Source organism: Bordetella genomosp. 9 (genome assembly GCF_002119725.1).
Classification (GTDB): domain Bacteria; phylum Pseudomonadota; class Gammaproteobacteria; order Burkholderiales; family Burkholderiaceae_B; genus Bordetella_C.
In genome coordinates this window covers 3281646-3306236 of sequence record NZ_CP021109.1, presented here as the reverse complement: position 1 = coordinate 3306236, position 24591 = coordinate 3281646, and the positions used below count along the sequence as shown (strand labels likewise).

At 65.9% G+C, this 24591-nt stretch carries 22 protein-coding genes; 5 read left to right on the top strand and 17 right to left on the bottom strand.

Annotated features, from left to right (window positions below; translation table 11 throughout):
* The first annotated feature begins 5 nt into the window (after positions 1-5).
* The 3 genes from CAL13_RS15150 (at position 6) to CAL13_RS15140 (ending at position 3952) form a co-directional block, all read left to right on the top strand.
* On the top strand, positions 6-1532 hold the full coding sequence (locus CAL13_RS15150; RefSeq protein WP_086072835.1) for an ABC transporter permease: 1527 nt from the start codon (positions 6-8) through the stop codon (positions 1530-1532).
* Positions 1533-1573: 41 nt separating this feature from the next.
* Positions 1574-3286 carry an ABC transporter ATP-binding protein gene (locus CAL13_RS15145; protein ID WP_086073673.1) on the top strand — a complete coding sequence of 571 codons (1713 nt, stop codon included), beginning with the start codon at positions 1574-1576 and terminating at the stop codon, positions 3284-3286.
* Between the two features lie 144 nt (positions 3287-3430).
* Positions 3431-3952, top strand: coding sequence for a DUF1178 family protein (locus tag CAL13_RS15140; RefSeq protein WP_420042398.1), 522 nt, complete (start codon positions 3431-3433; stop codon positions 3950-3952).
* A 22-nt stretch (positions 3953-3974) separates the two neighbouring features.
* Here CAL13_RS15140 and CAL13_RS15135 read toward each other — a convergent pair whose 3' ends face one another.
* The 4 genes from CAL13_RS15135 to CAL13_RS15120 all read right to left on the bottom strand — a co-directional run bounded on the left by CAL13_RS15135 (position 3975) and on the right by CAL13_RS15120 (position 8497).
* Positions 3975-4613 (bottom strand): hypothetical protein, encoded by a 639-nt coding sequence (locus CAL13_RS15135; protein ID WP_157664883.1) that lies wholly within the window; start codon positions 4611-4613, stop codon positions 3975-3977.
* 667 nt (positions 4614-5280) lie between these two features.
* A complete protein-coding gene (gene efp, locus CAL13_RS15130) occupies positions 5281-5841 on the bottom strand; it encodes an elongation factor P (RefSeq protein WP_086058127.1) in 561 nt (186 codons plus the stop codon).
* Between the two features lie 223 nt (positions 5842-6064).
* Entirely contained in the window at positions 6065-7267 is a 1203-nt protein-coding gene (earP, locus tag CAL13_RS15125; protein ID WP_086072832.1) for an elongation factor P maturation arginine rhamnosyltransferase EarP, read from the bottom strand.
* 27 nt (positions 7268-7294) lie between these two features.
* Positions 7295-8497, bottom strand: a complete 1203-nt coding sequence (locus CAL13_RS15120) for a DUF2863 family protein (protein ID WP_086058125.1) — start codon at positions 8495-8497, stop codon at positions 7295-7297.
* Between the two features lie 247 nt (positions 8498-8744).
* On the opposite strand from CAL13_RS15120, the gene CAL13_RS15115 reads away from it, so the two are divergent.
* Positions 8745-9719, top strand: coding sequence for a Bug family tripartite tricarboxylate transporter substrate binding protein (locus tag CAL13_RS15115; RefSeq protein ID WP_086072831.1), 975 nt, complete (start codon positions 8745-8747; stop codon positions 9717-9719).
* Positions 9720-9807: 88 nt separating this feature from the next.
* Here the strand turns inward: CAL13_RS15115 and acnA are convergent, their stop codons facing one another.
* The 13 genes from acnA to fdxA form a co-directional block, all read right to left on the bottom strand.
* A complete protein-coding gene (gene acnA / locus CAL13_RS15110) occupies positions 9808-12513 on the bottom strand; it encodes an aconitate hydratase AcnA (RefSeq protein WP_086072830.1) in 2706 nt (901 codons plus the stop codon).
* Positions 12514-12724: 211 nt separating this feature from the next.
* Positions 12725-13039, bottom strand: a complete 315-nt coding sequence (locus CAL13_RS15105; protein ID WP_086058123.1) for a protealysin inhibitor emfourin — start codon at positions 13037-13039, stop codon at positions 12725-12727.
* Positions 13036-14082 (bottom strand): M4 family metallopeptidase, encoded by a 1047-nt coding sequence (locus CAL13_RS15100; protein WP_086072829.1) that lies wholly within the window; start codon positions 14080-14082, stop codon positions 13036-13038. Before CAL13_RS15100 ends, CAL13_RS15105 begins: the two co-directional genes overlap by 4 nt.
* Before the next feature lie 80 nt (positions 14083-14162).
* The gene (locus CAL13_RS15095; protein WP_086058121.1) at positions 14163-15140 is read right to left on the bottom strand and encodes a branched-chain amino acid ABC transporter permease; all 978 of its coding nucleotides are present in this window, start codon (positions 15138-15140) and stop codon (positions 14163-14165) included.
* A complete protein-coding gene (locus tag CAL13_RS15090) occupies positions 15137-16021 on the bottom strand; it encodes a branched-chain amino acid ABC transporter permease (RefSeq protein ID WP_086058120.1) in 885 nt (294 codons plus the stop codon). Before CAL13_RS15090 ends, CAL13_RS15095 begins: the two co-directional genes overlap by 4 nt.
* An 86-nt stretch (positions 16022-16107) precedes the next feature.
* Positions 16108-17325: an ABC transporter substrate-binding protein gene (locus CAL13_RS15085; RefSeq protein WP_086058119.1), complete on the bottom strand. Its 1218-nt coding sequence runs from the start codon at positions 17323-17325 to the stop codon at positions 16108-16110.
* A gap of 53 nt (positions 17326-17378) precedes the next feature.
* Positions 17379-18095, bottom strand: coding sequence for an ABC transporter ATP-binding protein (locus tag CAL13_RS15080; RefSeq protein ID WP_086072828.1), 717 nt, complete (start codon positions 18093-18095; stop codon positions 17379-17381).
* Positions 18092-18865 (bottom strand): ABC transporter ATP-binding protein, encoded by a 774-nt coding sequence (locus tag CAL13_RS15075; protein WP_086058117.1) that lies wholly within the window; start codon positions 18863-18865, stop codon positions 18092-18094. Before CAL13_RS15075 ends, CAL13_RS15080 begins: the two co-directional genes overlap by 4 nt.
* A 168-nt stretch (positions 18866-19033) precedes the next feature.
* Complete coding sequence (gene nth, locus CAL13_RS15070) at positions 19034-19678, bottom strand: endonuclease III (RefSeq protein ID WP_086072827.1); 645 nt, start codon at positions 19676-19678, stop codon at positions 19034-19036.
* Between the two features lie 22 nt (positions 19679-19700).
* Positions 19701-20384 carry an electron transport complex subunit RsxB gene (gene rsxB, locus CAL13_RS15065; RefSeq protein ID WP_086072826.1) on the bottom strand — a complete coding sequence of 228 codons (684 nt, stop codon included), beginning with the start codon at positions 20382-20384 and terminating at the stop codon, positions 19701-19703.
* Between the two features lie 64 nt (positions 20385-20448).
* Entirely contained in the window at positions 20449-21672 is a 1224-nt protein-coding gene (locus tag CAL13_RS15060; protein ID WP_086072825.1) for a polyhydroxyalkanoate depolymerase, read from the bottom strand.
* A 256-nt stretch (positions 21673-21928) separates the two neighbouring features.
* Positions 21929-22768, bottom strand: coding sequence for a ferredoxin--NADP reductase (locus tag CAL13_RS15055; protein ID WP_086072824.1), 840 nt, complete (start codon positions 22766-22768; stop codon positions 21929-21931).
* A 42-nt stretch (positions 22769-22810) separates the two neighbouring features.
* Entirely contained in the window at positions 22811-23134 is a 324-nt protein-coding gene (fdxA, locus tag CAL13_RS15050; protein WP_086058112.1) for a ferredoxin FdxA, read from the bottom strand.
* A 234-nt stretch (positions 23135-23368) separates the two neighbouring features.
* On the opposite strand from fdxA, the gene pncB reads away from it, so the two are divergent.
* The gene (gene pncB, locus CAL13_RS15045) at positions 23369-24565 is read left to right on the top strand and encodes a nicotinate phosphoribosyltransferase (protein ID WP_086072823.1); all 1197 of its coding nucleotides are present in this window, start codon (positions 23369-23371) and stop codon (positions 24563-24565) included.
* Positions 24566-24591 lie beyond the last annotated feature (26 nt).

Below are 24591 nucleotides of genomic sequence, written 5' to 3'. Positions count from 1 at the left end.
CCGCCATGCCCAAGATCGTTCTCTTGTGGACCGACGTCGCGTTGTACCTGATCGTGCTGGCCGTGCTCGCCTACGGCTGGCACGTCCGGCGCACGCCGACCCTGCGCGCGAACTGGCTGCGCGTGGCCCAGGACGGGCCCGCGATGTGCGCCGCCGTGGTGCTGCTGGCGTTCGCCGCGGTTGGCCTGCTCGATTCCGTGCATTACCGGCCCCGTCTACCGCCGCTGCCCGGCGCGCCGGCCGATGCGCCCGTCGCCTACGCGCCATCGGCGCGGTCGCTCCTGGACGCGGTTCTGGGCGGCTCCGTCCTGACCCGTCCGGAAAAGACCTACTCGGCGCCCCTGGCCGCGCGCCAGTTCACCAAGGAAACCATGCTGGTAGACGGTCACCCCGTGCGCGATTTCCCGCGCTTGCGGGCCGGCGCCGCGCATCTGTCCGATCCGGACGCGCAGCGCCCTGCGGATGCCGCCCGTCGTGCCGTTTATGGCCTGGCTGGCGGCGTGGCGATGGCCTTGGGCGCCGGGTGCCTGCTGGGCGCGGCGCTGGCGCGCCGGCGCGGCGGCTGGCGGGCCGCCATGCGCGACGTGCTGCGCGGCGATACGGAGGTGCGATGGCGCGCCATGTGGGTCACCCTGGCGGTCCTGTGCGCGGTGGGCGGGGTCCTGGCCGGCCTGGCCACCGGCTACCATCCCCTGGGCACCGACCGCACGGGCAACGATGTGCTGTGGCAGGCGATCAAGAGCGTGCGCACGGCGCTGGTCATCGGCAGCCTGACGACGCTGGCCATGCTGCCGCCCGCCATGGGCTTCGGTATCGCCGCCGGCTATTTCAAAGGCAAGGTGGACGACGCCATCACCTATCTGTACACGACGCTCACATCCATCCCGGGCGTGCTGCTGGTCGCGGCCTGCGTGCTGATGATGCAGGTGTATATCGACAACAATCCATCCCGTTTCCCGACGTCGGCGGAACGCGCCGATCTCCGTCTGTTCCTGCTGTGCCTGATTCTGGGGCTGACGGGCTGGGCGGGGCTGTGCCGGCTGGTGCGCGCCGAAGTCCTCAAGCTGCGCGAACTGGAGTACGTGCAGGCAGCGCGCGCCTTCGGCGTGTCGCAGTGGGGCATCATGCGGCGGCATCTGGTGCCCAATGTGATGCACATCGTATTGATCACCGTGGTGCTGGAATTCTCTTCGCTGGTGCTGTACGAGGCCGTTCTTTCCTACCTTGGCATCGGCGTGGACCCGTCCATGAATTCCTTCGGGTCGATGATCGACGCCGCCCGGCTGGAGATGTCGATGGACCCCATGATCTGGTGGAACCTGGGTACCGCCTTCGTATTCATGTTGGCGCTGGTGCTGGCGGCGAATCTCTTCGCCGACGGCGTGCGCGCCGCCTTCGACCCGCGCTCGCGCAAGTTCCGGCCGCGGCGCGCGCCCGTGCTGGCGCCGGCTCGCAGCGGCGGGCTGTTCGCGGCGTCGCCGGTTGCCGCGGAGTCGCGCGAGCTTTCGCGCGGACAGGGAGAGGGGCGATGACCGCCGCCCGCGAGACCCATGATCCCGCATCGATGCCTTCCATGCCGCCGGACGGCGGCGACACCGTCTTGCGCGTGCAGGACCTGCGCGTCGAGATCGCGGGCGAGCGGGGCATTGCCGCCGCGGTCAAGCGGCTGAGCCTGGCCATCGCGCGCGGCGAGACCTTCGCGCTGGTGGGGGAATCGGGCAGCGGCAAAAGCATGACCGCGCTGGCCTTGCTGCGCCTGCTGCCGGACGCGGCCCGCCTCGTCGCCGGTCAGGTGGACCTGGCGGGCGAAGACCTGAACCGCCTGCCCGAAAGCGCCATGCGCGGGGTTCGGGGCGGACGTATCGGCATCATCTTCCAGGAGCCCGCCACCAGCCTGAATCCGGTGATGCGCGTTGGCGACCAGATCATCGAGACGCTGCGCGTGCATACGGGGCTGCGGGGCGCGGCCGCCCGCGCACGGGCCATCGAATGGCTGCGCCGCGTCGGGATTCCGGATCCCGAGCGGCGCGTCGATGACTACCCCATGCAGTTCTCCGGCGGACAGAAGCAGCGCGTGATGATCGCCATCGCGCTGGCGGCCGAGCCGCTGCTGCTGATCGCCGACGAACCGACCACCGCGCTGGACGTCACCGTCCAGGCGCAGGTGCTGGACCTGCTGGCGGACATCCAGCGCGATATGGGCATGGCGATGCTCCTGATCACCCACGACCTGGCCGTGGTCCGCAACGTGGCGCAGCACGTGGCGTTGATGCGCGAGGGCGAGGTCGTGGAATGCGCCCCGGCGGACCGGTTCTTTTCGGCGCCCCGGCATCCTTATGCCAGGCAGCTGTTCGATGCCATTCCCGCTTTCGAGAAACGCGGCCGTCGCCTGTCCCCCGAAGCCGCCGGCCTGCCGCCCCCTGGGGCGAGTTCCACGGATTCATTGCGCCGCGGCGCCGGCAAGCCGGGAACTTCCCCGGTGGTACTGGAAGTTCGCGACCTTTGCGTGCATTACCCGGTGCGCAAAGGGCCGCTGCGCCGGGTGAAGTCCTGGGTGAAGGCGGTGGACGGGCTGGAATTCACCTTGCATGCCGGCGAGACGCTGGCTTTGCTGGGCGAATCGGGCTGCGGCAAAACGACGACCGGCAAGGCGCTGCTGCGCCTGATCGAAGGCGCCCGGGTGCGCGGGCACGCCCGCTTGCAGGGCGAGGATCTGATGCGGGCGCGCGGCCGCACGCTGGCCCGCCTGCGGCGCGACATCCAGATCGTGTTCCAGGACCCTTTCGGTTCGCTCAATCCCCGGATGCGGGTAGGCGACATCCTCCTGGAAGGCATTGCCGCCCTGCGGCGCGATCTGTCGCGCGACACTTGTGCGGCCCGGGTCGGCAGCCTGTTGCGGCGCGTAGGTCTGCCCGAGGACACGGCCGAGCGCTACCCGCACGAGTTTTCCGGCGGCCAGCGCCAGCGTATCGCCATCGCTCGCGCGCTGGCGGTGGAGCCCAAGGTCCTGATCTGCGATGAACCGACCTCCGCGCTGGACGTGTCGATACAGGCGCAGATACTCGATTTGCTGCGCGACCTGCAGCGTGAACTGGGCATTGCCTATCTGTTCATCACTCACAACTTCGGCGTGGTGGAGTATCTGGCCGACCGGATCGCCGTCATGAGCGGCGGCCGGATCGTGGAGCTGGGCGACACGGCAAGCGTTCTGCAATCGCCGTCTCACGAGGTGACGCGGCGCCTGCTGGCGGCCGTGCCGCGGCTGGATTTCGGCGCCCGGGGTTGAGGCCGGCATGCGGAAGGCATATCGCCGGCGCCCCGATCGGCCGCCAAAACTGTTGTTGCGCCGCAACGGGTCCGGCGGCCCCAGACATGCCAACGGCCATAGGGCCGCCGTCATCCGGCACAACCGCTATAGTGCGACGGCAGCATGGCCGCCTGGACACCGCTCAGGTCTTGTATTTGTCCGGGACGCCGCCATATCGGGGACATGAAAGTATTCGACCTACAGTGCGACGAGCAGGGCCACCTCTTCGAGGGCTGGTTCGGCTCGCATGAAGACTACGACGATCAACAGGCGCGTGGGCTGGTCTCCTGCCCCATGTGCGGTTCGACCAAGGTTTCCAAGCGCCTGTCGGCGCCGCATCTCAACGTCTCGCATCTGAAGGCGGCCGAGGCCGGGGCGGCCGCCCCGGCGGGGCCCGGCGGTTCGGGATCCGCCCAAATGGCGAAGCTGCAGGCCGCGATCCTGAAGCAGGTCCGCGATATGGTGCGCAAGGCCGAAAATGTCGGCCCCCGCTTTGCCGAGGAAGCGCGGCGCATCCATGACGGCGAGGCTCAGGAGCGTCCCATCCGCGGCACATCCACGCCCGAGGAGCGGCAGGCGCTGATCGAAGAAGGCATCGACTTCATGGCGCTGCCGGACATTTTCGACGACGACCGGCTGCAATAGGGTTCCCCCACGGCGACGCGTATCAACGAGGCGCGGCGAGCGCCATTGGAGAAAGCGCCCAGGGCTGCGGCGTCAATGTGATTTCGCCCCGGCGGTTTGGCCCGCTCATCGCATAGTGGTCGGCCAGGATCGTCTGCCCGATGTTTTTCAACATCAGGACGTTCACGGCGTGCAGCGCGGCATTGGGTCCGGGCGTGATGCGATAACGCCCCCCGCGGGTCGATCGGACGGCCCAGTGGTTGCGGAACAGCGCGATGTCGCCGATGTATGGGCCGCCCCGCGTGCCGAGTGTCCGCGCTTCCCGCCACGTCTGCACTTCCACGCTGACACCGCGCTGCAGCGCCAGGGCGTGCACCTGCGCGTGCGCATCTCCCGGCGGCGGGCTGACCACCATGATGGATGGGTCGTGGATGTCGGTCGGCGGCGACATGGGCGCCGCTTCCCTGGAGGCGACGCGGTCGATGGCCCGCCTCAATGCTTCCTTGCCCGCCGCCGTCAGGTCGCCGGCTTCCGTGAAGTTGTCGCGGATAAGCGCTTCCGGATAGCCATGCCGCCGGCTGAATTCTTCCCGGCTCAGGTGCGCGGGCGGCTTGCCGATGGTGTTTTGCGCAAGCTCGAAATCCTTCAATCGCAACGGTGGCGGCGCTTCCTGGCCCGTCATATCGTCCGTAGCGAGGACGGATGGTGCGGCAGGCACCGGGTCCCTGGGGGCTGGCTCCCAGGGGGACGTCGCGCCGGGCGGTGTGACCGGGCCGCTCCAGTCGAATTCGTCGAGACCCTGCTCGATAAGTGCGTCGGCAAAGGCCAGAACCGAGCCGGGGAGCGGCGGGATATCCAGGAGGGAAACCGGCGAGCCCGATGTGGACCGCGCCGTCGGTTCGCTTGCCGCGGGCCGAGCCTGTGCCGACGGCCCGGGGCAGGGAGAGGTTGATGCCGCGGATGGGCTACCTTCCGAGCCAGGAGGGGCCGGGGGCGAGGAGGATGGCGCGGCCGCGCGCGCTGGGGGCAGGCGGGACCGCATGTTCGGGTAGGGGGCCGGGCGGTTCGGCAACGTCACGCAAAAACGAAGCGGCACTGAAGCCGGCCTTCTGCGGAAGAACAGGCTCGCCCTGGGCTCCGGCCCGGGTCCGGAACGGAAGGGCGGGACAGGGTGGTGCGGATGACCGCTGGTGTGGCAGGCGTGGGCTGGGGGCGCGTTCAGGGACAGTCGCATCGGGCGTGAGTGCGCCCCCACCCCGGGCGGTTCCAAAGAAAAAGCCCCTGTACAGGGGCTTTGTTGGCCGGCCGCGCACGGGGCGCGGCGGCAGGCGACCGCAGACGCAAAAACCTTAGCCGTTCACGCGGCTGCGGTATTCGCCCGTGCGCGTGTCGATTTCGATCTTGTCGCCGATTTCGCAGAACAGCGGCACGTTGATGTCGAAGCCGGTGTTGATCTTGGCGGGCTTGAGCACCTTGCCGGAGGTATCGCCGCGCACGGCGGGCTCGGTATAGGTGATCTCGCGCACCACCGTGGTCGGCAGTTCGACGGAGATGGCACGGCCGTCGTAGAAAACGACTTCCACGGGCATGCCTTCTTCCAGATAGTTCAGGGCGTCGCCCATGCTTTCGGCTTCGATCTCGTACTGGTTGTACTCTTCGTCCATGAACACGTACATGGGGTCGGCGAAGTACGAGTACGTGCATTCCTTGCGGTCCAGCACGACGACGTCGAATTTTTCGTCGGCCTTGTAGACCGACTCGCTGCCGGCGGCGGTCAGCAGGTTCTTGAACTTCAGCTTGACCACGGCCGCATTGCGGCCCGATTTGTTGTATTCGGCCTTCTGGACCACCAGCGGGTCCTTTCCGACCATGACCACGTTGCCGACTCGCAATTCCTGAGCGGTTTTCATCGATTAAAACTCCGGGATATTCCTGGTTCTGCCCGGTCCGGCCACTGCGTCGGAACGGGTCGCTTCGTAGGCGATTTCAGTCGCTGTCCAGCGGATTCCCCTGCTCTGCGAGCGGCTCATCCGCGCGCTTCCCGCGATCCGAATGCCCGAAATGCCGGCGCTGACGGCGATACAGCGGCGAGCCGGAAAGGCGCCCGGGGGGAAGCTCGAAAAACCATCTATTCTAGCATTTCCGCCGTATTTCGGCGCAGAATTCGGCCAGTTCGTCCGCCAGTTCGGGCATGGCCGCAAGCTCCGCATCCCAGCACCTGGCGCGGCCGGTCCAGGCCTGGAAGGGCCCCGGCGCCGTAGCTTGCCGCCACGCCTGCGCCATCGCGGCCGGGGCCGCTGCGGTGTTCCACAGCCGGATCAGGTCCTGCGCCTCGCGCGGCGCAAGATAGCGATCCAGCCAGGCGTCGAGCTTGTCCAGATGCACGTCCTCCGACTGCGGGTAAATCTGCCAGACCAGCGGGCGCGCGGCCCAGCTCCCGCGCACCAGTGAGTCTTCGCCCCGCACGAAATTGATGTCGGCGCACCACAGCAGCCGGTCATAGTCGTCCTGGGACAGGAAGGGAATCCGGATGATTTCCACGTGGCTGAATGCCCCGTCGCGGTTCTCGCACGCCATGCCGCCGTGTCCCGCCAGGCCCGCTCTCCTGGACGCGAGGCCGGGCGCGACGCCTTCGGGAACCAGGAGCACGGTGGGCGTGACGTCCGTCCGCAAGGCTGCAAGCAGTGCGTCCAGCGGCGCCGTGGGGTAGCAGAACAACGTGGCCAGCCTGGCTCGTCCCCGGCAGGCTCGGCCATCGCCGTCGGTGTCCTTGATGGACGGGGCCTGCCAGCGGTCCAGGACGATTTCCGGCACGCCGCACGCCGCCAGGAATGCGCGCCGCGTCTCGCTATCGCGTTGGAAGCCGTCGCGGCGAGCGGCGATATCCGGTTCCCGCAGCAGCCCGCCGGTGGCGGGCGTGAACCCGGGAAAGAAAAAGTATTTCATCAGCCCGTCCGGCTGGGGCGAGGGCAGCTTGTGGCAGGACTCCACCCAGGGCTCTGCGCTCAGATATTCCAGGTTGATCCAGACCGGCCGGCGGGCCCGCATGGCGGCGCGGAAATCCTCGGGGGGATCGCAGGCGAAGGCCTCGATCACCACGTCCCCCGGCATCAGTCGAGCGGGCTCCGGCGTCCAGTGGATGATCTGGACACCGCCGATTTCCTGCATCGCGCGGGCGGGATCGCAGTCCGGCGCCATGCGGGCGAAGGCGCCCAGATCGTCGATCCAGAGGCGGATCCGCCAGCCGGCGGCCTGTCGCAGCCGGCGCGCCAGACGCCAGCAAACGCCGATATCGCCGTAGTTATCGACGCGCTTGCAGAAAATGTCGGCATGCATGGCGCTGACCGCGCGGCCGCAACGGCGCTAGTGGAATTTGGCGGGCGCCGATTCCGCGTCTTCCGGCAATTCCGCGTGCACCATCTCGCCCAGCGGATTCGGGAAGTACGGCGTACCGCAGTCCTCGCAGTACTCGGGGGGCAACACGCCCGGGATGCGGCGCACTTCGTTCACGCCGAGCTCCTTCAGCAGCGCCGCGATTTCTTCGACGGGATCGGGGCGGTCCTCGTCAGGATTCAGGTCGTCTTCCCGGCCGTACAAGGGCCACACGCAGCCGTAGATCACGTCGTTGCTGTTGCGGGCGGTGAAGGCGACGCGATACTCGTCGATGCGGCCCTCGCCGCAGCCTGCCACCACCGCGCGCAGCCGCGCCGGTTCCAGGTTGACGGCGCCTTCCAGCCAGGTGACGGCGGCGCGCAACGCCAGCGGACGAACGCGCCGGTCGGCTTCGCGGTTGCTCACGTAGTAGGCATCGGGCAGCAGGCAATCGAAGCCGCAGCCGGGCAGCAGCGTCGCAAGCGTCGGCTGGGCCTGCGCCACCCATTGCGCCAGGCACGCTTCACGCGTCGCGCCGGCATCTCCGGGGCTTTCCTGCCAGCGGAAGATCGGCGCGCCGCGCGGGACGGCGACGGCGCCGACCAGGTAACGCGTGTCGGCCAGCATGTTGGCGGTGTCGGCGTCTTCCGCGATGGAGGGCTTCATCGTCTCGGCGCCCAGCGCTTGCGAACCCAGCCGCTGCAGCCAGTGCCAGGTTTCGGAAAAGGTGCGCGGCATCTGGTCGATGCTGACCAGATACGGCATCAGCGCCAGGCGCGCGTCCTGCGCCAGCACGTGGCCATGCAGCTGGGCGGCAAGCGCCTGCAGCGTCCCAGGCGGAATCGGGCCGGTCGGAATGGTGTACCGAGTCCATGCCACCATTGGCGCGACGATGAGCAGCACGTCGTAGGCGACGCCGTTCTTTTCGACGACAGTGGACTCCGTCAGCGTTTCGGCTTGCTCGATCAGGACTTCATACGCGCCCGGCTGGGTCTGCGACAGATGGTCCAGCGCCGATTCCAAGGGCGCGTCGTTGCCGGCGCGCAGCAGCTTCGGGATGACGGCGCGCAACTGCTCTTCCCAGAACAGGTCTTCCACGCGGCTGCCGGAGCTATTCAGCGCGAGCGCCAGCGATACCAGGCGCGAAGCATCGCGTGTCAGGCGGGTAGAGGTACGGCTGCGGGAACGAGGCATGACTTCCAGGCGTTGGCGGGATGGGGAACCGTATAGTTTACCGCCGCGGCCGCGGCGGGGACGCCCTTCCTTGCCCGGATTCCCACGCGCCGCCGCCCGCACGCCGCAGGCGCATTCACCGGCGTGGGGAACTCGTCATATCTCTTCCTGCATTAAGGCAAAACTCAATTGACGGAGGCACAGCGTCCCGGCAGAATCCACAGCAAGTCATACGACATCTTACAAATCGGCCTATAAGGAGAGAGACATGCCATTGACCCGCCGAAACTTCATGGCCGCCGCGGGGGCGGCCGCCATGGCCGCCGCCACGCCGCTGCGCGCGCAGGCGAACTGGCCTGATCGCAACGTGCGGCTCCTGGTGCCGTACCCTGCCGGCGGATCCTCGGACATCATCGCGCGGGCCATCAGCCAGCCGCTGTCGGAGGCGCTCAAGCAAACCGTCATTGTGGACAACCGCCCGGGCGCGAATGGAAACCTGGGCGCCGGCATCGTGGCCCAGTCCGGCGAAGAGCGCCATACGCTGCTGCTGTGCGATGTCGGTGCGCTGATGATCAGCCCGTCCGTGTACACCAAGCTCAACTTCGATCCGAACAAGGACCTGCGCGGCGTCACCATGCTGGCGTATTCCCCGCACATCCTGGCGGTGCATCCGTCCGTGCCGGTGAACACGCTTGCCGAACTGGTCGCCCTTTCCAAAAAGGAACGGCTGAACTTCGCGGTCACCGCCATGGGCAGCGCCCCGCATGTGGCCGGGGTCGCTGTCGAGCAGGCCACCGGCGCGCAGTGGCAGTACGTGCCCTACAAGGGCGGCTCGCAGGCGATCACGGACACCATCGGCGGACAGACGCAGATCATCATGAACGGAATGCTGGCGACCCTGCCGCACATCCAGAGCGGCAAGCTCAAGGCCATCGCCGTGTCCAGCCGCAACCGCATGCCGCAGGTGCCCAATATTCCGACCATCGCGGAGCAGGGCGTAGCGAACTTCGAATCCGGCACATGGCAAGGCCTGATGGCGCCCGCGGCCATGCCGCCCGACGTCCTGGACCGTCTGGCGAAATCGTTGGAGCGGATCATGAACGTTCCGGACCTGAAGGCCAAGCTTGGCGAGCAGGGTGCGGAAGTGGTGACGATGACGCCGGCCGAAATGGACAAATGGCTTGCCGCCGAGCGCCAGCGCTGGGCGGCGGTGGTGCAGAAGGCGGATATCCGGCTGGATTGACGCCGAGCGCCGGCGCCCGGCCATTGGGGCGCCCGCGCCTTTGGACGCGGGGCGGCCCGCAGGATCGCGCCCGCCGGCCGCCGCGCGATCAGGCTGCGAGCAGCTGACGCAGCACGAAGGGCAGGATGCCGCCGTGCTGGTAGTAGTCGACCTCGATGGGCGTATCGATGCGCAACAGCACCGTGACGTCCTGGGTGGAACCGTCCTTGCGGTGGATCGTCAGCGTGACGTCCTGCTGCGGCCGGATGCCGTTCTCCAGCCCCGAGACGTCGAAGGTCTCTTCGCCGGTGATGCCCAGCGATTGCACGCTGTCGTCGCCCTTGAACTGCAGCGGCAGCACGCCCATGCCCACCAGGTTGCTGCGGTGGATGCGTTCAAAGCTGCGCGCCACCACGGCTTTCACGCCCAGCAGCTGCGTGCCCTTGGCGGCCCAGTCGCGCGATGAGCCCGTACCGTACTCTTCGCCGCCGAACACCACGGTAGGCACGCCCGCCTCGATGTACTTCATCGCGGCATCGTAGATCGGCATCTGTTCGCCGGTGGGCTGGAACAGCGTTTCGCCGCCTTCGAAGCGGCTGCCGTCCTCGCGCGGGGGGATCATCAGGTTCTTGATCCGCACGTTGGCGAAGGTGCCGCGCATCATGATCTCATGGTTGCCCCGGCGCGAGCCGTAGCTGTTGAAGTCGGCTTTCATGACGCCGTGCTCCTTCAGCCATTTGCCCGCGGGCGAGGTCTCCTTGATGGATCCGGCCGGCGAAATGTGGTCCGTGGTGACGGAATCCCCGAAGATGCCGAGCGCGCGCGCGCCCGTGATCGTGGGCATCGGCTTGGGCTCCATGCCGAAGTCCTTGAAGAAAGGCGGTTCGGCGATGTAGGTGGATTCCGGCCAGTTGTAGACGTCGCCGGTCACCCCCTTGATGTTTTCCCACAGCTTGCCGGGGTTGGTCCGCACTTCGCTGTAGTTCTCCTGAAAAGCCTGGGGATCCAGGGCGAACTTCAGCAGCGCCTCGATTTCCTCGGTCGAAGGCCAGATATCGCCGAGCCAGACGTCGCCGTTGCGGCCCTTGCCGACCGGCTCGGTCATCAGGTCGCGCGTGATGGTGCCGGCCAGCGCATAGGCGACCACCAGCGGCGGGGACGCGAGGAAGTTTGCCTTGATGTTGGGATGGATGCGCGCTTCGAAATTGCGGTTGCCCGACAGCACCGCCGCGCACACCAGGTCATTGTCAATGATGGCTTCGTTCAGGTCCTGGGCCAGGTCGCCGGCGTTGCCGATGCAGGTGGTGCAGCCATAGGCCGCCACGTTGAAGCCGAGTTTTTCCAGGTAGGGCAGCAGGCCGGTCTTGCTCAGGTATTCCGTGACCACGCGCGATCCGGGCGCCAGGGACGTCTTGATGTACCCGGGCACCTTCAAACCGGCTTCGACCGCCTTTTTCGCCAGCAGTCCGGCGGCCAGCATGACGCTGGGGTTCGATGTGTTGGTGCACGACGTGATGGCGGCGATCAGGATATCGCCGTTCCGGATCTTGGTACCCGCGCTGGTGGTGAAAACCTGCTGCAGCTTTTCCGCCGGCTGATTGAAGCCGTTTTCGGAGACCGGCTTGGAGAACAGCTCGATGAAGGTGTTCTTGACGTTGCCGATCTCGATGCGGTCCTGCGGGCGCTTGGGACCCGCCAGGGAGGGCGCGACCGTGGACAGGTCCAGGGTCAGCAGTTTGCTGTAGGTGATGTCCTTGGCCTTGGGCACGCCGAACATCTTCTGCGCCTTGAAATACGCCTCGAAGGCTGCGACTTCCTGCTCGGTGCGGCCCGTGCCCCTGAAGTACTCGATGGTCCGTTCGTCGACCGGGAAAAAGCCCATGGTGGCGCCGTACTCCGGCGCCATGTTGCCGATGGTGGCGCGGTCGGTCACCGACAGGCTGGCCGTGCCTTCGCCGCAGAATTCGACGAACTTGCCCACGACCTTCTCGCGCCGGAGCATCTCGGTGATCGTGAGGACCAGGTCAGTCGCGGTAACGCCGCCGCGCAACTGACCCTTGAGTTCGACACCGACGACATCCGGCGTCAGGAAATAGACAGGTTGCCCCAGCATGCCGGCCTCGGCTTCGATGCCGCCCACGCCCCAGCCCACCACGCCGATGCCGTTGATCATGGTGGTGTGGCTGTCGGTCCCCACCAGGGAGTCGGGGTAGTAGACGTTGTTCGCCTTGTCGAGGTGTACGCCACGGGCCAGGTACTCCAGGTTCACCTGGTGCACGATGCCGAAGCCGGGCGGGACGACGCGGAAGGTATCGAAGGCCTCCATGCCCCACTTCATGAACTGGTAACGCTCCTTATTGCGTTGGAATTCCAGCTTCATGTTCAGGTCCAGCGCCTTGTTCGACCCGAAGTAATCGACCATCACGGAGTGGTCGACCACCAGATCGACGGGAACCAGCGGCTCGATCCGCTTGGGGTCCGCGCCCATGGCCTTGGCCACGGAGCGCATGGCTCCGATGTCGGCCAGCAGAGGGACGCCGGTAAAGTCCTGCAGCACGACACGCGCCACGACGAAGGGAATTTCTTCTTCCCGCTTGGCGTTGGGTTGCCAGTTCGCCAGTTGACGGATGTGCGATTCCGTCACCTTCTGGCCGTCGCAGTTGCGCAGTACGGACTCCAGAACGATGCGCAGCGAGACGGGCAGCCGCTGCACGTCCACGCCCAAGGCTTTGCCCAGCGCCGGCAGCGAGTAGAACTGACAGGTTTGGTTGCCGATCTTGAATGTCTTCAGGGTATCGAACGTGTTGTGCGGCATGATGGACTCCAAGGGTAGTGGACCGCGAAAAAGCTGCCATTTTCATGGGTTTCTCCGCGCTTGTCATGCAGCCGCGACAGCACGGAGTGTGCCTAGGTCTTATATCTTATGTCTTATATAAGACTTTGCCAACCAGAAAAAGTTCGCGGCCTGCCGGCAAGTGCCGGGCCGCCGCTTTCCGGTTGGGCACATAGCATAGCCAAATCGGATGTCAGGTCTTGCCTTCCCGCCACAACCGGACCAGCGGTTCGGGCGCGGCCGACTCGGGCACGTCGAAGCGCAGCGCTTCGCTTTCGCCGTCGATGTCGATTTCCACGGTGAAATAGCGCTGGTCGCCCGTTCCGCAAGCTCCCCCAGCCTGCGCCGCCGCGTCGGCCAGCGCTGTGCACAGGCGTCCGCGGACGTCGTCGGAGCAGTCGCGCAGCGAAATGGTGCGCGGGCGCGAAAGCGCCGGGATTGCCGCCACGCCGCCCTGGCGCTTCAAATGCACCGCGATCACGGCGTCCCATGGCGGAAACGGCTTCATGGAAGCACCCCGACTTCGCGCCAGGCGTCGTGCACCGCCGGCCGGGCGCCGGCCGCCTGGGCGTGCTTGAGCGTCAGCATCGCGAAAGCGCGGAAATCCGCGTCCCGGGGCAGGGCGGCATCGCAGACGGTGTCGTACCAGACTTGTCCGGCTTTCTCCCAGGCGTGGCCGCCCAAAGCGCTGGCGGCCAGATAGAAGGCGCGGTTCGGAATGCCGGAATTCAGGTGGACGCCGCCGTTGTCTTCGCCGGTCTGCACGAAATCACGCATATGCGCGGGCTGAGGGTCGCGGCCCAGCACGGGGTCATCGTAGGCTGTGCCGGGTTCGCGCATCGAGCGCAGCGCCTGCGCCTGGACGCCGGGCCTGAACAGGCCAGCGCCGATGAGCCAGTCGGCCTGATCGGCGGTCTGACCGGCTTGGTACTGCTTGACCAGCGTGCCGAATATGTCGGATATCGATTCGTTCAGGGCGCCGGCCTGCCCGCGGTAGACGAGGGCAGCCTCGTGGTCGATCACCCCGTGCGTGAGCTCGTGCCCCACGATGTCGGGCGCGATCGTGAAGCGGTTGAATATCTCGCCATCCCCGTCGCCGAACACCATTTGCGCGCCGTTCCAGAAGGCGTTGTCGTACTCGCGGCCGTAATGAACCGTGCCGGCCAGTGCCATGCCGCGGCCATCGATGGAGTCCCGGTCATACACCTCGGCATACAGCGCATACGTGGCGCCCAGGTAGCTATAGGCTTCGTCCGCCGCCACGTCGCCTGTCGCCGCGTCCCCCTCGGACCGCAGCAGCGTCCCCGGCAGGCTGGTGCCGCCCGCGGCGGTGTAGATGCGGCGGCCCGCGCCGGCCTGCGCCCGCTCAGGCGCTTCCGCGGCGAACGCGCGCGCCTGGGCCGTCATGCGCAGCATCCCAGGGCTGCCGTCCAGGCTCAGCGTCGCGCTGGCGCGCGCCCGCACTTCCGGGCTGCCCTGGCGTGCGAGCCGGTCCAGCAGATAGGGGGGGACGAAGCCGCGCCGGGGCGCGTGAGAGCGGGATGCGGTCATGGAGCGGTCCTCAGGAACCACTCCAGCATAATGCGCATGACGGCGGCAGGCCAGCCTGCCGCCGTCCGGTCGGCCCAGCCTCAGGCCGGCTTGCGCCGCCGCAGCAGGGCCTGGAATTCGCCGACGATGCCGCGGCGGAAGGCCATGACGCAGATCACGAAGATCAGCCCGATGACGATGGTCACCGACTCGCCGAGCTGCCGGAACCAATCCACGCCGGTGGATGCGGCCATGAACTGGCCGAAGTCGCCGACCTTGTTTTCAAGCAGCACGACGATGAAGGCGCCCAGCACGGGGCCCAGGAAGGTGCCCATGCCGCCGATCAGCGTCATCAGGATGACCAGGCCCGACATCTGCCAGGTCGCGTCCGACAGCGTCGCAGAGACGAACACCAGCGTCTTCGCCGATCCCGCCAGGCCCGCGATGGCGGCCGACAGCACGAAAGCGAGCAGCTTGAAGCGTTCCACGTCGTAGCCCAGCGAAATCGCTCGCGGCTCGTTCTCGCGTATCGCTTTCAGCACCTGGCCAAAGGGCGAATTGACGGCACGCCAGATGATGACGAAGCCGATGATGAACAGCGCCAGCACCAGGTAATACAGCGTCAGGTCGCTGGTCAGGTCGATCAGGCCGAAGAGGCGCCCGCGCGGCACGCGCTGCAGGCCGTCCTCGCCGCCGGTGAAGGGCGCCTGGAGGAAGAAGAAGTACACCATCTGCGCCATCGCCAGGGTGATCATGGCGAAGTAGATGCCGCTGCGGCGGATCGCCAGGCCGCCGATCACCAGGCCGAGCAGGGCGGCAACCGCCATGCCGAAGAGCAACCCGGCTTCGGGCGTGAATCCCCACGCCTTCATCGCGTGTCCGGTGGCATAGGCGGCGCTGCCCAGGAAGGCGGCGTGGCCGAACGAAAGGAGCCCGGTGAATCCGAGCAGCAGGTTGAACGCGCAGGCGAACAGCGCATAGCACATCACCTTCATGGCGAAGATGGGATACACGCCGGCAAAGGGCAGCAGCGCCGCCACGATCGCCAGGACGACATAGCCAACGATGTGTCGATTCATTTTTCCTTTCCGAACAGGCCGGCGGGGCGCAGCAGCAGCACGATGGCCATGATGACGAACACCACGGTGTTGGACGCTTCAGGCCAGAACACCTTGGTCAGGCCCTCGATCACGCCCAGCCCCAGGCCGGTCAGGATGGCGCCCATGATGGAGCCCATGCCGCCGATCACCACCACGGCGAATACGACGATGATCAGGTTCGATCCCATCAGGGGGGATACTTGCAGGACGGGCGCGGCCAGAACGCCGGCAAAGGCCGCCAGGCCCACGCCGAATCCGTAGGTCAGCATGACCATGCGCGGCACGTTCACGCCGAACGCTTCGACCAGCTTCGGGTTTTCGGTGGCCGCGCGCAGCAGGGCGCCGAGCCGCGTGCGTTCGATCACGAACCAGGTGCCAAGGCAGACCACAAGGGAGGCCGCCACCACCCAGCCGCGATAGTTGGGCAGGATCATGAACCCCAGGTTGGTGGCGCCGCGCAGCAGGTCCGGGGTGGGGAAGGGCTGGCCGGACACGCCGTAGAAACTGCGGAACAGGCCTTCGATCAGCAGGGTCAGGCCGAACGTCAGAAGCAGTCCGTACAGATGGTCCAGCCGGTAAAGGTGCCGCAACAGCAGCCGCTCGATCACGACGCCAAAAATGCCGACGACGACCGGCGCCAGAATCAGCATGAGCCAGTAGTTCAGGCCCGCGTAGGCCAGCCCCATCCACGCCACGAAGGCGCCCATCATGTACAGGGCGCCGTGCGCGAAATTGATGACGTTGAGCAGGCCGAAAATGACCGCCAGGCCCAGCGAGAGCATGGCGTAGAAGGAACCGTTCACCAGGCCCAGCAGCAATTGCCCGAACAGGGCCTGCATGGGGATGCCGAAAACATTCATAGCTTTTTGGAAATCCTGCGCCGGTTGGCGTGAGCGAGGGCAAGCGCGCGTCGGCGCCCGTCAGGACGCCGACGCGCGATGCCGGCTTATTTCTTGACCAGCTTGCAGGTCGATTCCGACAGCTTGGTATAGACCTGGTCTCCGGGCAGCGTTGCAACCACCTTGTAGTAGTCCCAGCGGCCCTTCGATTCCTTCGGCGTTTTCACCTGCATCAGGTACATGTCGTGCACCATGCGGCCATCTTCGCGCACGTAGCCGCCCTGGGTGAACATGTCGTTGATCTTGTTCGACTTCATCCACTTCATGACCGCGTCTGCGTCATCGGTGCCGGTTGCCTTCACCGCGTTCAGGTAGAAGCTCACCGACGAGTAATCGCCCGCCTGCAGCATCGAGGGCTTGCGGCCGACCTTGGCCTCGAACTTCTTGCTCCACGCGCGCGAGGCGTCGTTCTGATCCCAGTACCAGCCGTCGGTCAGGTACATGTTCTGGGTGGCCTGCAGTCCCAGCGAATCGACGTCATTGATGAAGACCAGCAGACCGGCCAGTTTCATGCTCTGGGTGATGCCGAATTCGTTGGCTGCCTTGATCGAGTTGATCGTATCGCCGCCCGCGTTGGCGAGGCCCAGGATCTGCGCCTTGGAGGCCTGGGCCTGCAACAGGAAGGACGAGAAGTCGGAGGCGCCCAGCGGCGCGCGCACCTGGCCCTTCACCTCTCCGCCGGCCGACTTGACGACGGCGGCGGTGTCGCGCTCCAGCGCGTGGCCGAAGGCATAGTCCGCGGTCAGGAAGAACCAGCTCTTGCCGCCGTCCTTCACCACCGCCGAACCGGTGCCGCGGGCCAGCGCAACCGTGTCGTAGGCATAGTGCACCGTATACGGCGAGCATTGCGAGTTGGTCAGGTCCGATGCGCCGGCGCCGATCGCGATGAAGGGCTTTTTCTTCTCGGCGGCGACGTTGGCCATGGCGAGGCTGGTGGCGGAATTGGTGCCGCCGATCAGGACGTCGACGCGCTGCTGGTCGAACCATTCGCGCGCCCGCGACGAGGCGACGTCGGCCTTGTTCTGGTGGTCGGCGGACAGCAACTCGATTTTCTTGCCGTTGATCGTGCCGCCCGCGTCCTCGATCGCCATGCGGATGGCTTCCACACCGGCCTTGCCGTCGATATCCGAGTACACGCCGGACATGTCGGTGATAAAGCCGATGCGGATCACATCGTCGGAAATGCCCTGCGCCTGGGCGGCAGGCAGGGCCAGGCCGCCGAGACCGGCGAGCGCCAGGGCAGCGGTAAGGGTATGCAGCTTCATTTTCTCTCCTCTCCCTCTTGTAGGGGGTTGCCGATGCGACGGCGGGTGGCAGTTCAAACGCCCAACAGGTCGTTGAGCGTTTCCTGTTTGTCGTTGAGCTGTGAGGCCTCGAAGTGCTCGACGATCTGGCCGTGCTCCATCACGTAAAAGCGGTCGGCCAGCGGGGCGGCGAAGCGGAAGTTCTGCTCCACCATCACGATGGTGTATCCGCGCTGTTTCAGGGTGGTGATCATCCGTCCCAGCGCCTGCACGATAACCGGCGCCAGCCCTTCGGAGATCTCGTCCAGAAGCAGGAGGCTGGCCCCGGTGCGCAGGATGCGCGCGACGGCGAGCATCTGCTGTTCGCCGCCGGACAGCCGCGTGCCGGGCGAATGGCGCCGTTCGTGCAGGTTGGGGAACATCTCATAGATTTCGGCCAGAGACATGCCGCCGCCCAGCGCGCCGCCGATGACCGGCGGCAGCAGCAGGTTCTCCTCGCACGACAGGCTGGCGAAGATGCCGCGCTCCTCGGGGCAATAGCCGACGCCAAGGTGGGCAATGCGGTACGTCGGCAGGTTGATCGATTCCGTGCCGTTGATGCGAACCGAGCCCCGGCGGCTGCCGGTCAGGCCCAGGATGGCGCGCAGCGTCGTGGTGCGGCCCGCGCCGTTGCGGCCGAGCAGGGTGACGACTTCACCCTGGCAAACCTGCATGTTCACGCCGTGCAGAATATGCGATTCGCCGTACCACGCGTGCAGATCGCTGATTTCCAATGCCGGTGCGCCGTTCATGCATGCGCTCCTTGCAGTTCGCCCGTCGTCGTTCCCATATAGGCCTGCATCACGTCCGGATTGCGCGACACCTCGTCGTAGCTGCCTTCGGCCAGCACGGCGCCGCGCGCCAGTACGGTGATGCGGTCGGCGATGGAGGACACCACGTTCATATTGTGTTCGACCATCAGGATGGTCCTGCCGGCGCTGACACGCTTGATGAGTTTCGTCACTCGATCGACGTCTTCGTGGCCCATGCCCTGCGTCGGCTCGTCCAGCAGCATCAGCTCGGGTTCCATGGCGAGAGTAGTGGCGATTTCCAGGGCCCGCTTGCGCCCATAGGGAAGGTTGACCGTCATTTCGTCCGCGAGAGCGCCCAGGTCCACTTCATCGAGCAGCGCGCGGGCCCTGTCGTTCAGGGCGGCCAGCGGCCTTTCGCTGCGCCAGAAGCGGTAGGAAAGCCCCGTCTTGCGCTGCAGGCCGATACGTACGTTTTCCAGTACGGTCAGATGCGGAAAAACCGCGGAAATCTGGAAGGAGCGGATAATGCCGCGGCGCGCGATCTGCGCGGGCTTTTCCCCGGTGATGTCCACGCCATTGAAAACGATCCGGCCCGCGCTGGGCGCGAGGAACTTGGTGAGCAGGTTGAAGCAGGTGGTCTTGCCCGCGCCGTTGGGACCGATCAACGCGTGTATGTGGCCGCGCCGCACCCGCAGGTCGACGCCTTTCACCGCGACGAAGCCGCGAAACTCCTTCGTCAGTCCCTGAGTCTCCAGAATGGTGTCTTCCATGTACCACCACCGTCCATAATTATTGCGGCGAGTATGCGGACGGCCTAGGCAAAATTCTATGCGGGTTTTACATAGGTTTTGCCTAAGGAAGACAGGGTCTTGACAGTCTTGTGGCTGGCTTGTGACGCACGCGGCGATGCCGCCTTTACGGCGGCCTTTGCCGGCCCCTTATGCCGCTTTCACAGGGGTCTTATGCCGGTATTCGCATAAGTCGCTGATGCCGCATTGGGGGCATTTCGGCGTGCGCGCCACGCAGACGTAGCGGCCGTGCAGGATCAGCCAGTGGTGCGCGTCCTGCAAATATTCGCGCGGCACCAGACGGGTGAGTTTGAGCTCCACTTCCAGCACGTTCTTGCCGGGCGCCAGTCCGGTGCGGTTGGCCACGCGGAAGATGTGCGTATCGACCGCCATGGTGGGCTGCCCGAACGCCGTATTCAAAACCACATTGGCCGTCTTGCGGCCGACGCCCGGCAGCGCTTCCAGGGCTTCGCGCGTCTGCGGCACTTCGCCGCCGTGCCGCTCCAGGATGAGCCGGGCCGTTTCAACGGCGTTCTTCGCCTTGGTGCGGTACAGGCCGATGGTTTTGATGTATTCCGCAAGCCCGGCTTCGCCCAGTTCCACCAGTCCTTGCGGGGTGCCGTAGTGCGGAAAGAACTTGCGCGTGGCGATGTTTACCGATTTGTCCGTGGCTTGGGCGGACAACAGCACCGCGATCAGCAACTGAAAAGGCGTTGTGTACTCGAGTTCCGTCGTGGGCGTGGGATTGGCGGCTTGCAGGCGGGCGAAAATCTCGCGGCGTTTGGCGGCGTTCACCGGAATGCGTTCCTTTTGTTGCTCACTTCTGGGAAGCGCGGCGCGCCCGTGCGCGCGCCAGCGCGTTCTCGATGGCGGCACGGCGGCGTTCGGCGGCCTGCAGATCCCCGTCCGGGCCAGCGGCGGGCCCCGGTGCGCCGGCCTGCGCCGGACCTTCCTGGGGCGACGAAGGCAGCGCCAGCCGCGCCCCCGCCCGCCGAGCGGCGGGGCCGGCGGCCGCGATGTCGCGCAGACGGCGTGCACGCCGATCATGGCGTTCCCGGGCCGCCCGCGCGTCCTCTGCCGTCCACGCACGACCGGCGGGCACCATCGCGATGCAGTCCACGGGACAGGGAGCCACGCACAGATCGCAGCCCGTGCACAGCGCGTCCAGCACGGTATGCATGCGCTTGGGTGCGCCCACGATCGCATCCACCGGGCAGGCGTCGATGCACAAGGTGCAGCCGATGCAGTGGGTCTCGTCCACGACCGCCAGCATGAGCGGGCCGGGTTCACCGCGGGAGCGGTCCAGCGCCGGCGCGGATCTGCCCATCAGGTTCGCGAGCTGGCGCACGCCGTCCTCGCCGCCGGGCGGGCAGCGGTTGATATCGGCTTCCCCCGCCGCAATCGCTTCGGCATAGGGCCGGCAGCCCTGATAGCCGCATTTCGTGCATTGGGTCTGGGGGAGCAGGGCGTCGATGCGATCTGCGAGGGTCGTGACGGACATAAAAAAGCCGGGGCCGTGACGGCCCCGTATCGCGCCGGGCGGCGGCGGGGCCGCCACGGCAGGTTCAGGCGTGCTGGCGGATGAAGGCCGTGATTTTAGGACAGACCAGTTCGCGCCAGCGGCGCCCGGAGAAGATCCCATAGTGGCCGCAGCGCTGCGCCGTATAGTGGGTCTTGCGGCTGGCCGGGATGCCGCTGCACAGGTCCAGCGCGGCGCGCGTCTGGCCCTGGCCAGAAATATCATCAAGTTCGCCTTCGATGGTCATCAGGGCGACCTTGCGGATATCCCCGGGTTTCACGTGCTGCCCATCCACCTCCCACGTTCCCATGGGCAGGCGGTATTCCTGGAACACCATTTTGATCGTGTCCAGATAGAACTCCGCCGCCATGTCGAGCACCGCGTTGTACTCGTCATAAAAGCGGCGGTGCGCCTCGGCATCGCTATCGTCGCCGCGCACCAGATCCAGATAAAAGTCGTAGTGGGACTTCAGGTGACGGTCCGGATTCATCGCGACGAAGCCTGCGTGTTGCAGGAATCCCGGATAAACCAGGCGCCCCGAACCCGGGTAGCGTGCCGGCACCCGATGGATCAATTGATTCTCGAACCAGGAGTACGGCTTGGTCGTCGCCAGGCGGTTCACCTGGGTGGGGCTTTCGCGGGGATCGATGGGCCCGCCCATCATGACCATGCTGCGCGGCTGACAGGGATCGTCATTGGACGCCATCAGCGAAATCGCCGCCAGGACCGGCACCGTCGGCTGGCAAACCGAAATCACATGTGTGTCGGCGCCTAGGAAACGCAGGAAGTCCTGCACATACCGGACATAGTCGTTCAGGTGGAAAGGCCCTTCGGACAGCGGCACCATGCGTGCGTCCATCCAGTCCGTCACATAGACGTCGTGGTTGGGCAGCAGCGCGCGCACGGTGTCGCGCAGCAGCGTGGCGTGATGGCCGGACAGCGGCGCGACCAGCAGCACCTGGGGATCGCCCCGCTTGCTCAGCCCTTGCCGCTCGAAATGGATCAGCCGGCAAAACGGCTTATCGACGGCAATCTTTTCGACCACCTGAACCTTGCGGCCATCGACCTCGGTGGTCGGCAGGCCCCAGGCGGGTTTTTCGTATTCCTTGCCGATACGGTGCATCAGCTCGCAGCCGGCGGCAAGGGAGCGGGCCATGGGCGTGTAGGCCCAGGGGCTATAGGGATTTGAGAAGAGTTGTGAGCCGACGTCGGTGAAGGCGGCCAAGGGCGTCAAGAAGGCGCGCTGCAACTCATGCAGTTCATACAGCATCAAGAGTTCCTTTCCAGACGCGAGGCCTTGCGGCCCCGCACCGTCGGCCCGGGAGACCGAAGGCAATCATGCACCCCATTTTACGCACTGCTACAGTTTGGGCCAGCGATAGCAGGGGAACGACGCGTCCCCAAAACCGGTACTGTTGCCAAAACGGGAAAATCCGGTTTTCTGGCGGTCAGGGAAGGAAGGTTCCGCGGGCGGGCCGATGTTTGGCGGTCCGTGCGGTTACAGCGCAATGGGCGTGCCGCTGGTATTACCAATAGTTTTCAACGGCGAGATTGCCGGGCACGCCGCGCCGTCCGGGCGCGAAGCCGCGCGCGCCGAGCAGTTTGCGCGCGTCCGCCAGCATGTCGGGGTTGCCGCAAAGCATGACCTTCGCGGTGGCCGGATCCAGCTTCTCGCCCACCAGCGATTCCAGCCGTCCGTCCTCGATCAGGGTGGTCAGCCGCGCCTGGGGCATGCCGGGCAGCGCCTCGCGGGTCGCGATGGGCACATAGATGAGTTTGCGCGGATCTGCGCGACGAATGTCGGCGAATTCTGGCAGGCTGGACCAGCCTTCGATCTCCTGCCGGTAAGCCAGTTCGCTGGCATGGCGCACGCCATGGATCAGGATGATCCGGCGGAAGGTGGTCCAGGTGTCGGGGTCGCGCAGGATCGACAGATAGGCCGAGAGGCCCGTTCCCGTCGCGAGCAGCCATAGATCGCTGTGCTGGCCGCCACTGCGCGCCGCGCCGGCCGCGGCTCCGGCGGGCACGCCGAAGCGGTCTATCGTCAGGAATCCGTATGGATTTTTTTCGATGTAGACAGGGTCGCCCGGCTTCAGCGCCGCCAGGCGCGGGCTGAAGGCGCCGTCGGGGACCACGATGGAGTAGAACTCCAGCTCGTTGTCCAGGGGGCCGGACACCATCGAGTAGGCGCGCCACAGGGTGGGTTCCGCGTCAGGGCGCCCGCTTTCAGGCAGGCCGACGCGCGCGAACTGTCCGGCCTTGAAAATGAAGCCGGGGTCGCGGGTCACTCGCAGGGAAAACAGCTTGCCCGGCACCCAGCTTCGTACCTCGGTGACGGTCTGGCGGGTGTACTTGCTTTCGGTCATGGGCGGGGAGGGCCGCCGCACGCAAAACGGCCGGCCGCGGAATTATTTTTCCAGGTACTGCAGCTTGTCCGGCTTGCCGTTCCATTCATCGGCATCGTCCAGCGGCTTTTTCGCCCGGCTGATACTGGTGAATTCGGTCGCCAGCTCCGCGTTCAGCTTGATGAACTGCAGCTGATCCTGCGGGACGTCTTCCTCGGCATATATGGCATTGGCCGGACATTCGGGGATGCAAACAGCACAGTCGATGCATTCGTCCGGGTCGATGACCAGGAAATTCGGGCCTTCGCGGAAACAATCCACGGGGCACACGTCCACGCAATCGGTGTACTTGCACTTGATACAGTTTTCGGTGACGACGTGGGTCATGCGGCAGCTCCGGGGTGCACTCTTTTGTTCCGCTTAAAAAACGGATTTTACCCAATCGCGCGCGAGCCTTCCCGATAACCCTGGCCGGGGTAGTGTCGCGCGAGGCGCGCTTTTCGCTCATCCCCGGCGGTACTATGGTTGAATACGGCTTTTCCCCCGGCAAGGATGGGCGGCAAGGGCCGGACAATTGCCGGCCGGAAGCGGCCCCGGCGCACGGAAGCGACAACGCGAACCATGATAATCACCTCGCTGCTAGACACCGACCTGTACAAGTTCAGCATGATGCAAGTGGTGCTGCACCACTTTCCGGCTGCCCAGGTCGAATACCGCTACAAATGCCGTACGCCCGGCGTGAATCTGCGCCCTTATCTGGATGAAATACGCGAAGAGATCCACGCCCTGTGCCAGCTGCGCTTTACGGAAGACGAGCTGGATTATCTGCGCGGCCTGCGTTTCATCAAAAGCGATTTCGTCGATTTCCTGGGCCTGTTCCATTTGCCCGAGCGCTGCATCTTCATCGGCGAAGGCGAGCATCCGGGCGAAATTTCCATCGAGGTCAAGGGGCCCTGGCTCCACACGATCCTGTTCGAGATTCCGGTGCTGGCCATCGTCAACGAGGTCTATTTCAGGAATACCCGGGCGCACCCCGACCTGGAGGAGGGCCGGGCGCGTCTGAAATCGAAAATGAAGCTGGTGCTGGACGACCCCGAAATGGTGGATTTCCGGGTCGCGGAATACGGCACCCGGCGGCGTTTTTCCAAGGTCTGGCACGACGAAGTCGTGGGGACCATGAAAGCCACCATGGGCAAAATGTTCGCCGGCACCAGCAACGTCTGGCTGGCGCGCAAGTACGGCGTCCTGCCCTTGGGAACGATGGGGCATGAATATCTGCAGGCCTGCCAGGCGCTCGGCCCGCGTCTGCGCGATTCCCAGGTATACGCGCTGGAAGTCTGGGCCAAGGAATACCGGGGAGACCTGGGCATCGCGCTGTCCGATGTCTACGGCACCGACGCCTTCCTGCGCGATTTCGATATGTATTTCTGCAAACTGTTCGACGGCGCGCGCCACGATTCCGGCGATCCCTTCGTCTGGGGCGAGCGCATGATCGAACACTACAAGGCGAACCGGGTGGATCCGCGCACCAAAACGCTGGTGTTTTCGGATGCCCTTACGTTTCCCCGCGCCATCGAGCTGGCCCGGCGCTTCGCCGGGCGATGCAAGGTGTCCTTCGGCATCGGCACCAACCTGACGAACGACCTTGGGCACCAGCCGCTGCAGATCGTCATGAAGATGGTCCGGTGCAACGGCCAGCCGGTCGCCAAGGTCTCGGATTCGCCGGAAAAGACGATGTGCGACGATCCCGCCTACCTGGCTTATCTGCGCCAGGTCTTCCAACTGCCGCCGATCCCCGAGGAAAGCGGCGCGAAGTAAAGACGGCCGGCTCGCCGGGCGCGCCG

What these genes read in the sequence shown, in the direction of transcription:
- CAL13_RS15140 (WP_420042398.1), top strand. Translation starts at nt 3,431, where the DNA reads ATGGCCGCCTGGACACCGCTCAGGTCTTGTATTTGTCCGGGACGCCGC.
- CAL13_RS15150 (WP_086072835.1), top strand. Translation starts at nt 6, where the DNA reads ATGCCCAAGATCGTTCTCTTGTGGACCGACGTCGCGTTGTACCTGATC.
- CAL13_RS15060 (WP_086072825.1), bottom strand. Translation starts at nt 21,672, where the DNA reads ATGCTGTATGAACTGCATGAGTTGCAGCGCGCCTTCTTGACGCCCTTG.
- CAL13_RS15055 (WP_086072824.1), bottom strand. Translation starts at nt 22,768, where the DNA reads ATGACCGAAAGCAAGTACACCCGCCAGACCGTCACCGAGGTACGAAGC.
- rsxB (WP_086072826.1), bottom strand. Translation starts at nt 20,384, where the DNA reads ATGTCCGTCACGACCCTCGCAGATCGCATCGACGCCCTGCTCCCCCAG.
- CAL13_RS15085 (WP_086058119.1), bottom strand. Translation starts at nt 17,325, where the DNA reads ATGAAGCTGCATACCCTTACCGCTGCCCTGGCGCTCGCCGGTCTCGGC.
- CAL13_RS15115 (WP_086072831.1), top strand. Translation starts at nt 8,745, where the DNA reads ATGCCATTGACCCGCCGAAACTTCATGGCCGCCGCGGGGGCGGCCGCC.
- CAL13_RS15095 (WP_086058121.1), bottom strand. Translation starts at nt 15,140, where the DNA reads ATGAATCGACACATCGTTGGCTATGTCGTCCTGGCGATCGTGGCGGCG.
- acnA (WP_086072830.1), bottom strand. Translation starts at nt 12,513, where the DNA reads ATGCCGCACAACACGTTCGATACCCTGAAGACATTCAAGATCGGCAAC.
- CAL13_RS15135 (WP_157664883.1), bottom strand. Translation starts at nt 4,613, where the DNA reads ATGACGGGCCAGGAAGCGCCGCCACCGTTGCGATTGAAGGATTTCGAG.
- CAL13_RS15105 (WP_086058123.1), bottom strand. Translation starts at nt 13,039, where the DNA reads ATGAAGCCGTTTCCGCCATGGGACGCCGTGATCGCGGTGCATTTGAAG.
- CAL13_RS15075 (WP_086058117.1), bottom strand. Translation starts at nt 18,865, where the DNA reads ATGGAAGACACCATTCTGGAGACTCAGGGACTGACGAAGGAGTTTCGC.
- CAL13_RS15080 (WP_086072828.1), bottom strand. Translation starts at nt 18,095, where the DNA reads ATGAACGGCGCACCGGCATTGGAAATCAGCGATCTGCACGCGTGGTAC.
- earP (WP_086072832.1), bottom strand. Translation starts at nt 7,267, where the DNA reads ATGCATGCCGACATTTTCTGCAAGCGCGTCGATAACTACGGCGATATC.
- fdxA (WP_086058112.1), bottom strand. Translation starts at nt 23,134, where the DNA reads ATGACCCACGTCGTCACCGAAAACTGTATCAAGTGCAAGTACACCGAT.
- pncB (WP_086072823.1), top strand. Translation starts at nt 23,369, where the DNA reads ATGATAATCACCTCGCTGCTAGACACCGACCTGTACAAGTTCAGCATG.
- CAL13_RS15100 (WP_086072829.1), bottom strand. Translation starts at nt 14,082, where the DNA reads ATGACCGCATCCCGCTCTCACGCGCCCCGGCGCGGCTTCGTCCCCCCC.
- efp (WP_086058127.1), bottom strand. Translation starts at nt 5,841, where the DNA reads ATGAAAACCGCTCAGGAATTGCGAGTCGGCAACGTGGTCATGGTCGGA.
- CAL13_RS15120 (WP_086058125.1), bottom strand. Translation starts at nt 8,497, where the DNA reads ATGCCTCGTTCCCGCAGCCGTACCTCTACCCGCCTGACACGCGATGCT.
- CAL13_RS15090 (WP_086058120.1), bottom strand. Translation starts at nt 16,021, where the DNA reads ATGAATGTTTTCGGCATCCCCATGCAGGCCCTGTTCGGGCAATTGCTG.
- CAL13_RS15145 (WP_086073673.1), top strand. Translation starts at nt 1,574, where the DNA reads ATGCCGCCGGACGGCGGCGACACCGTCTTGCGCGTGCAGGACCTGCGC.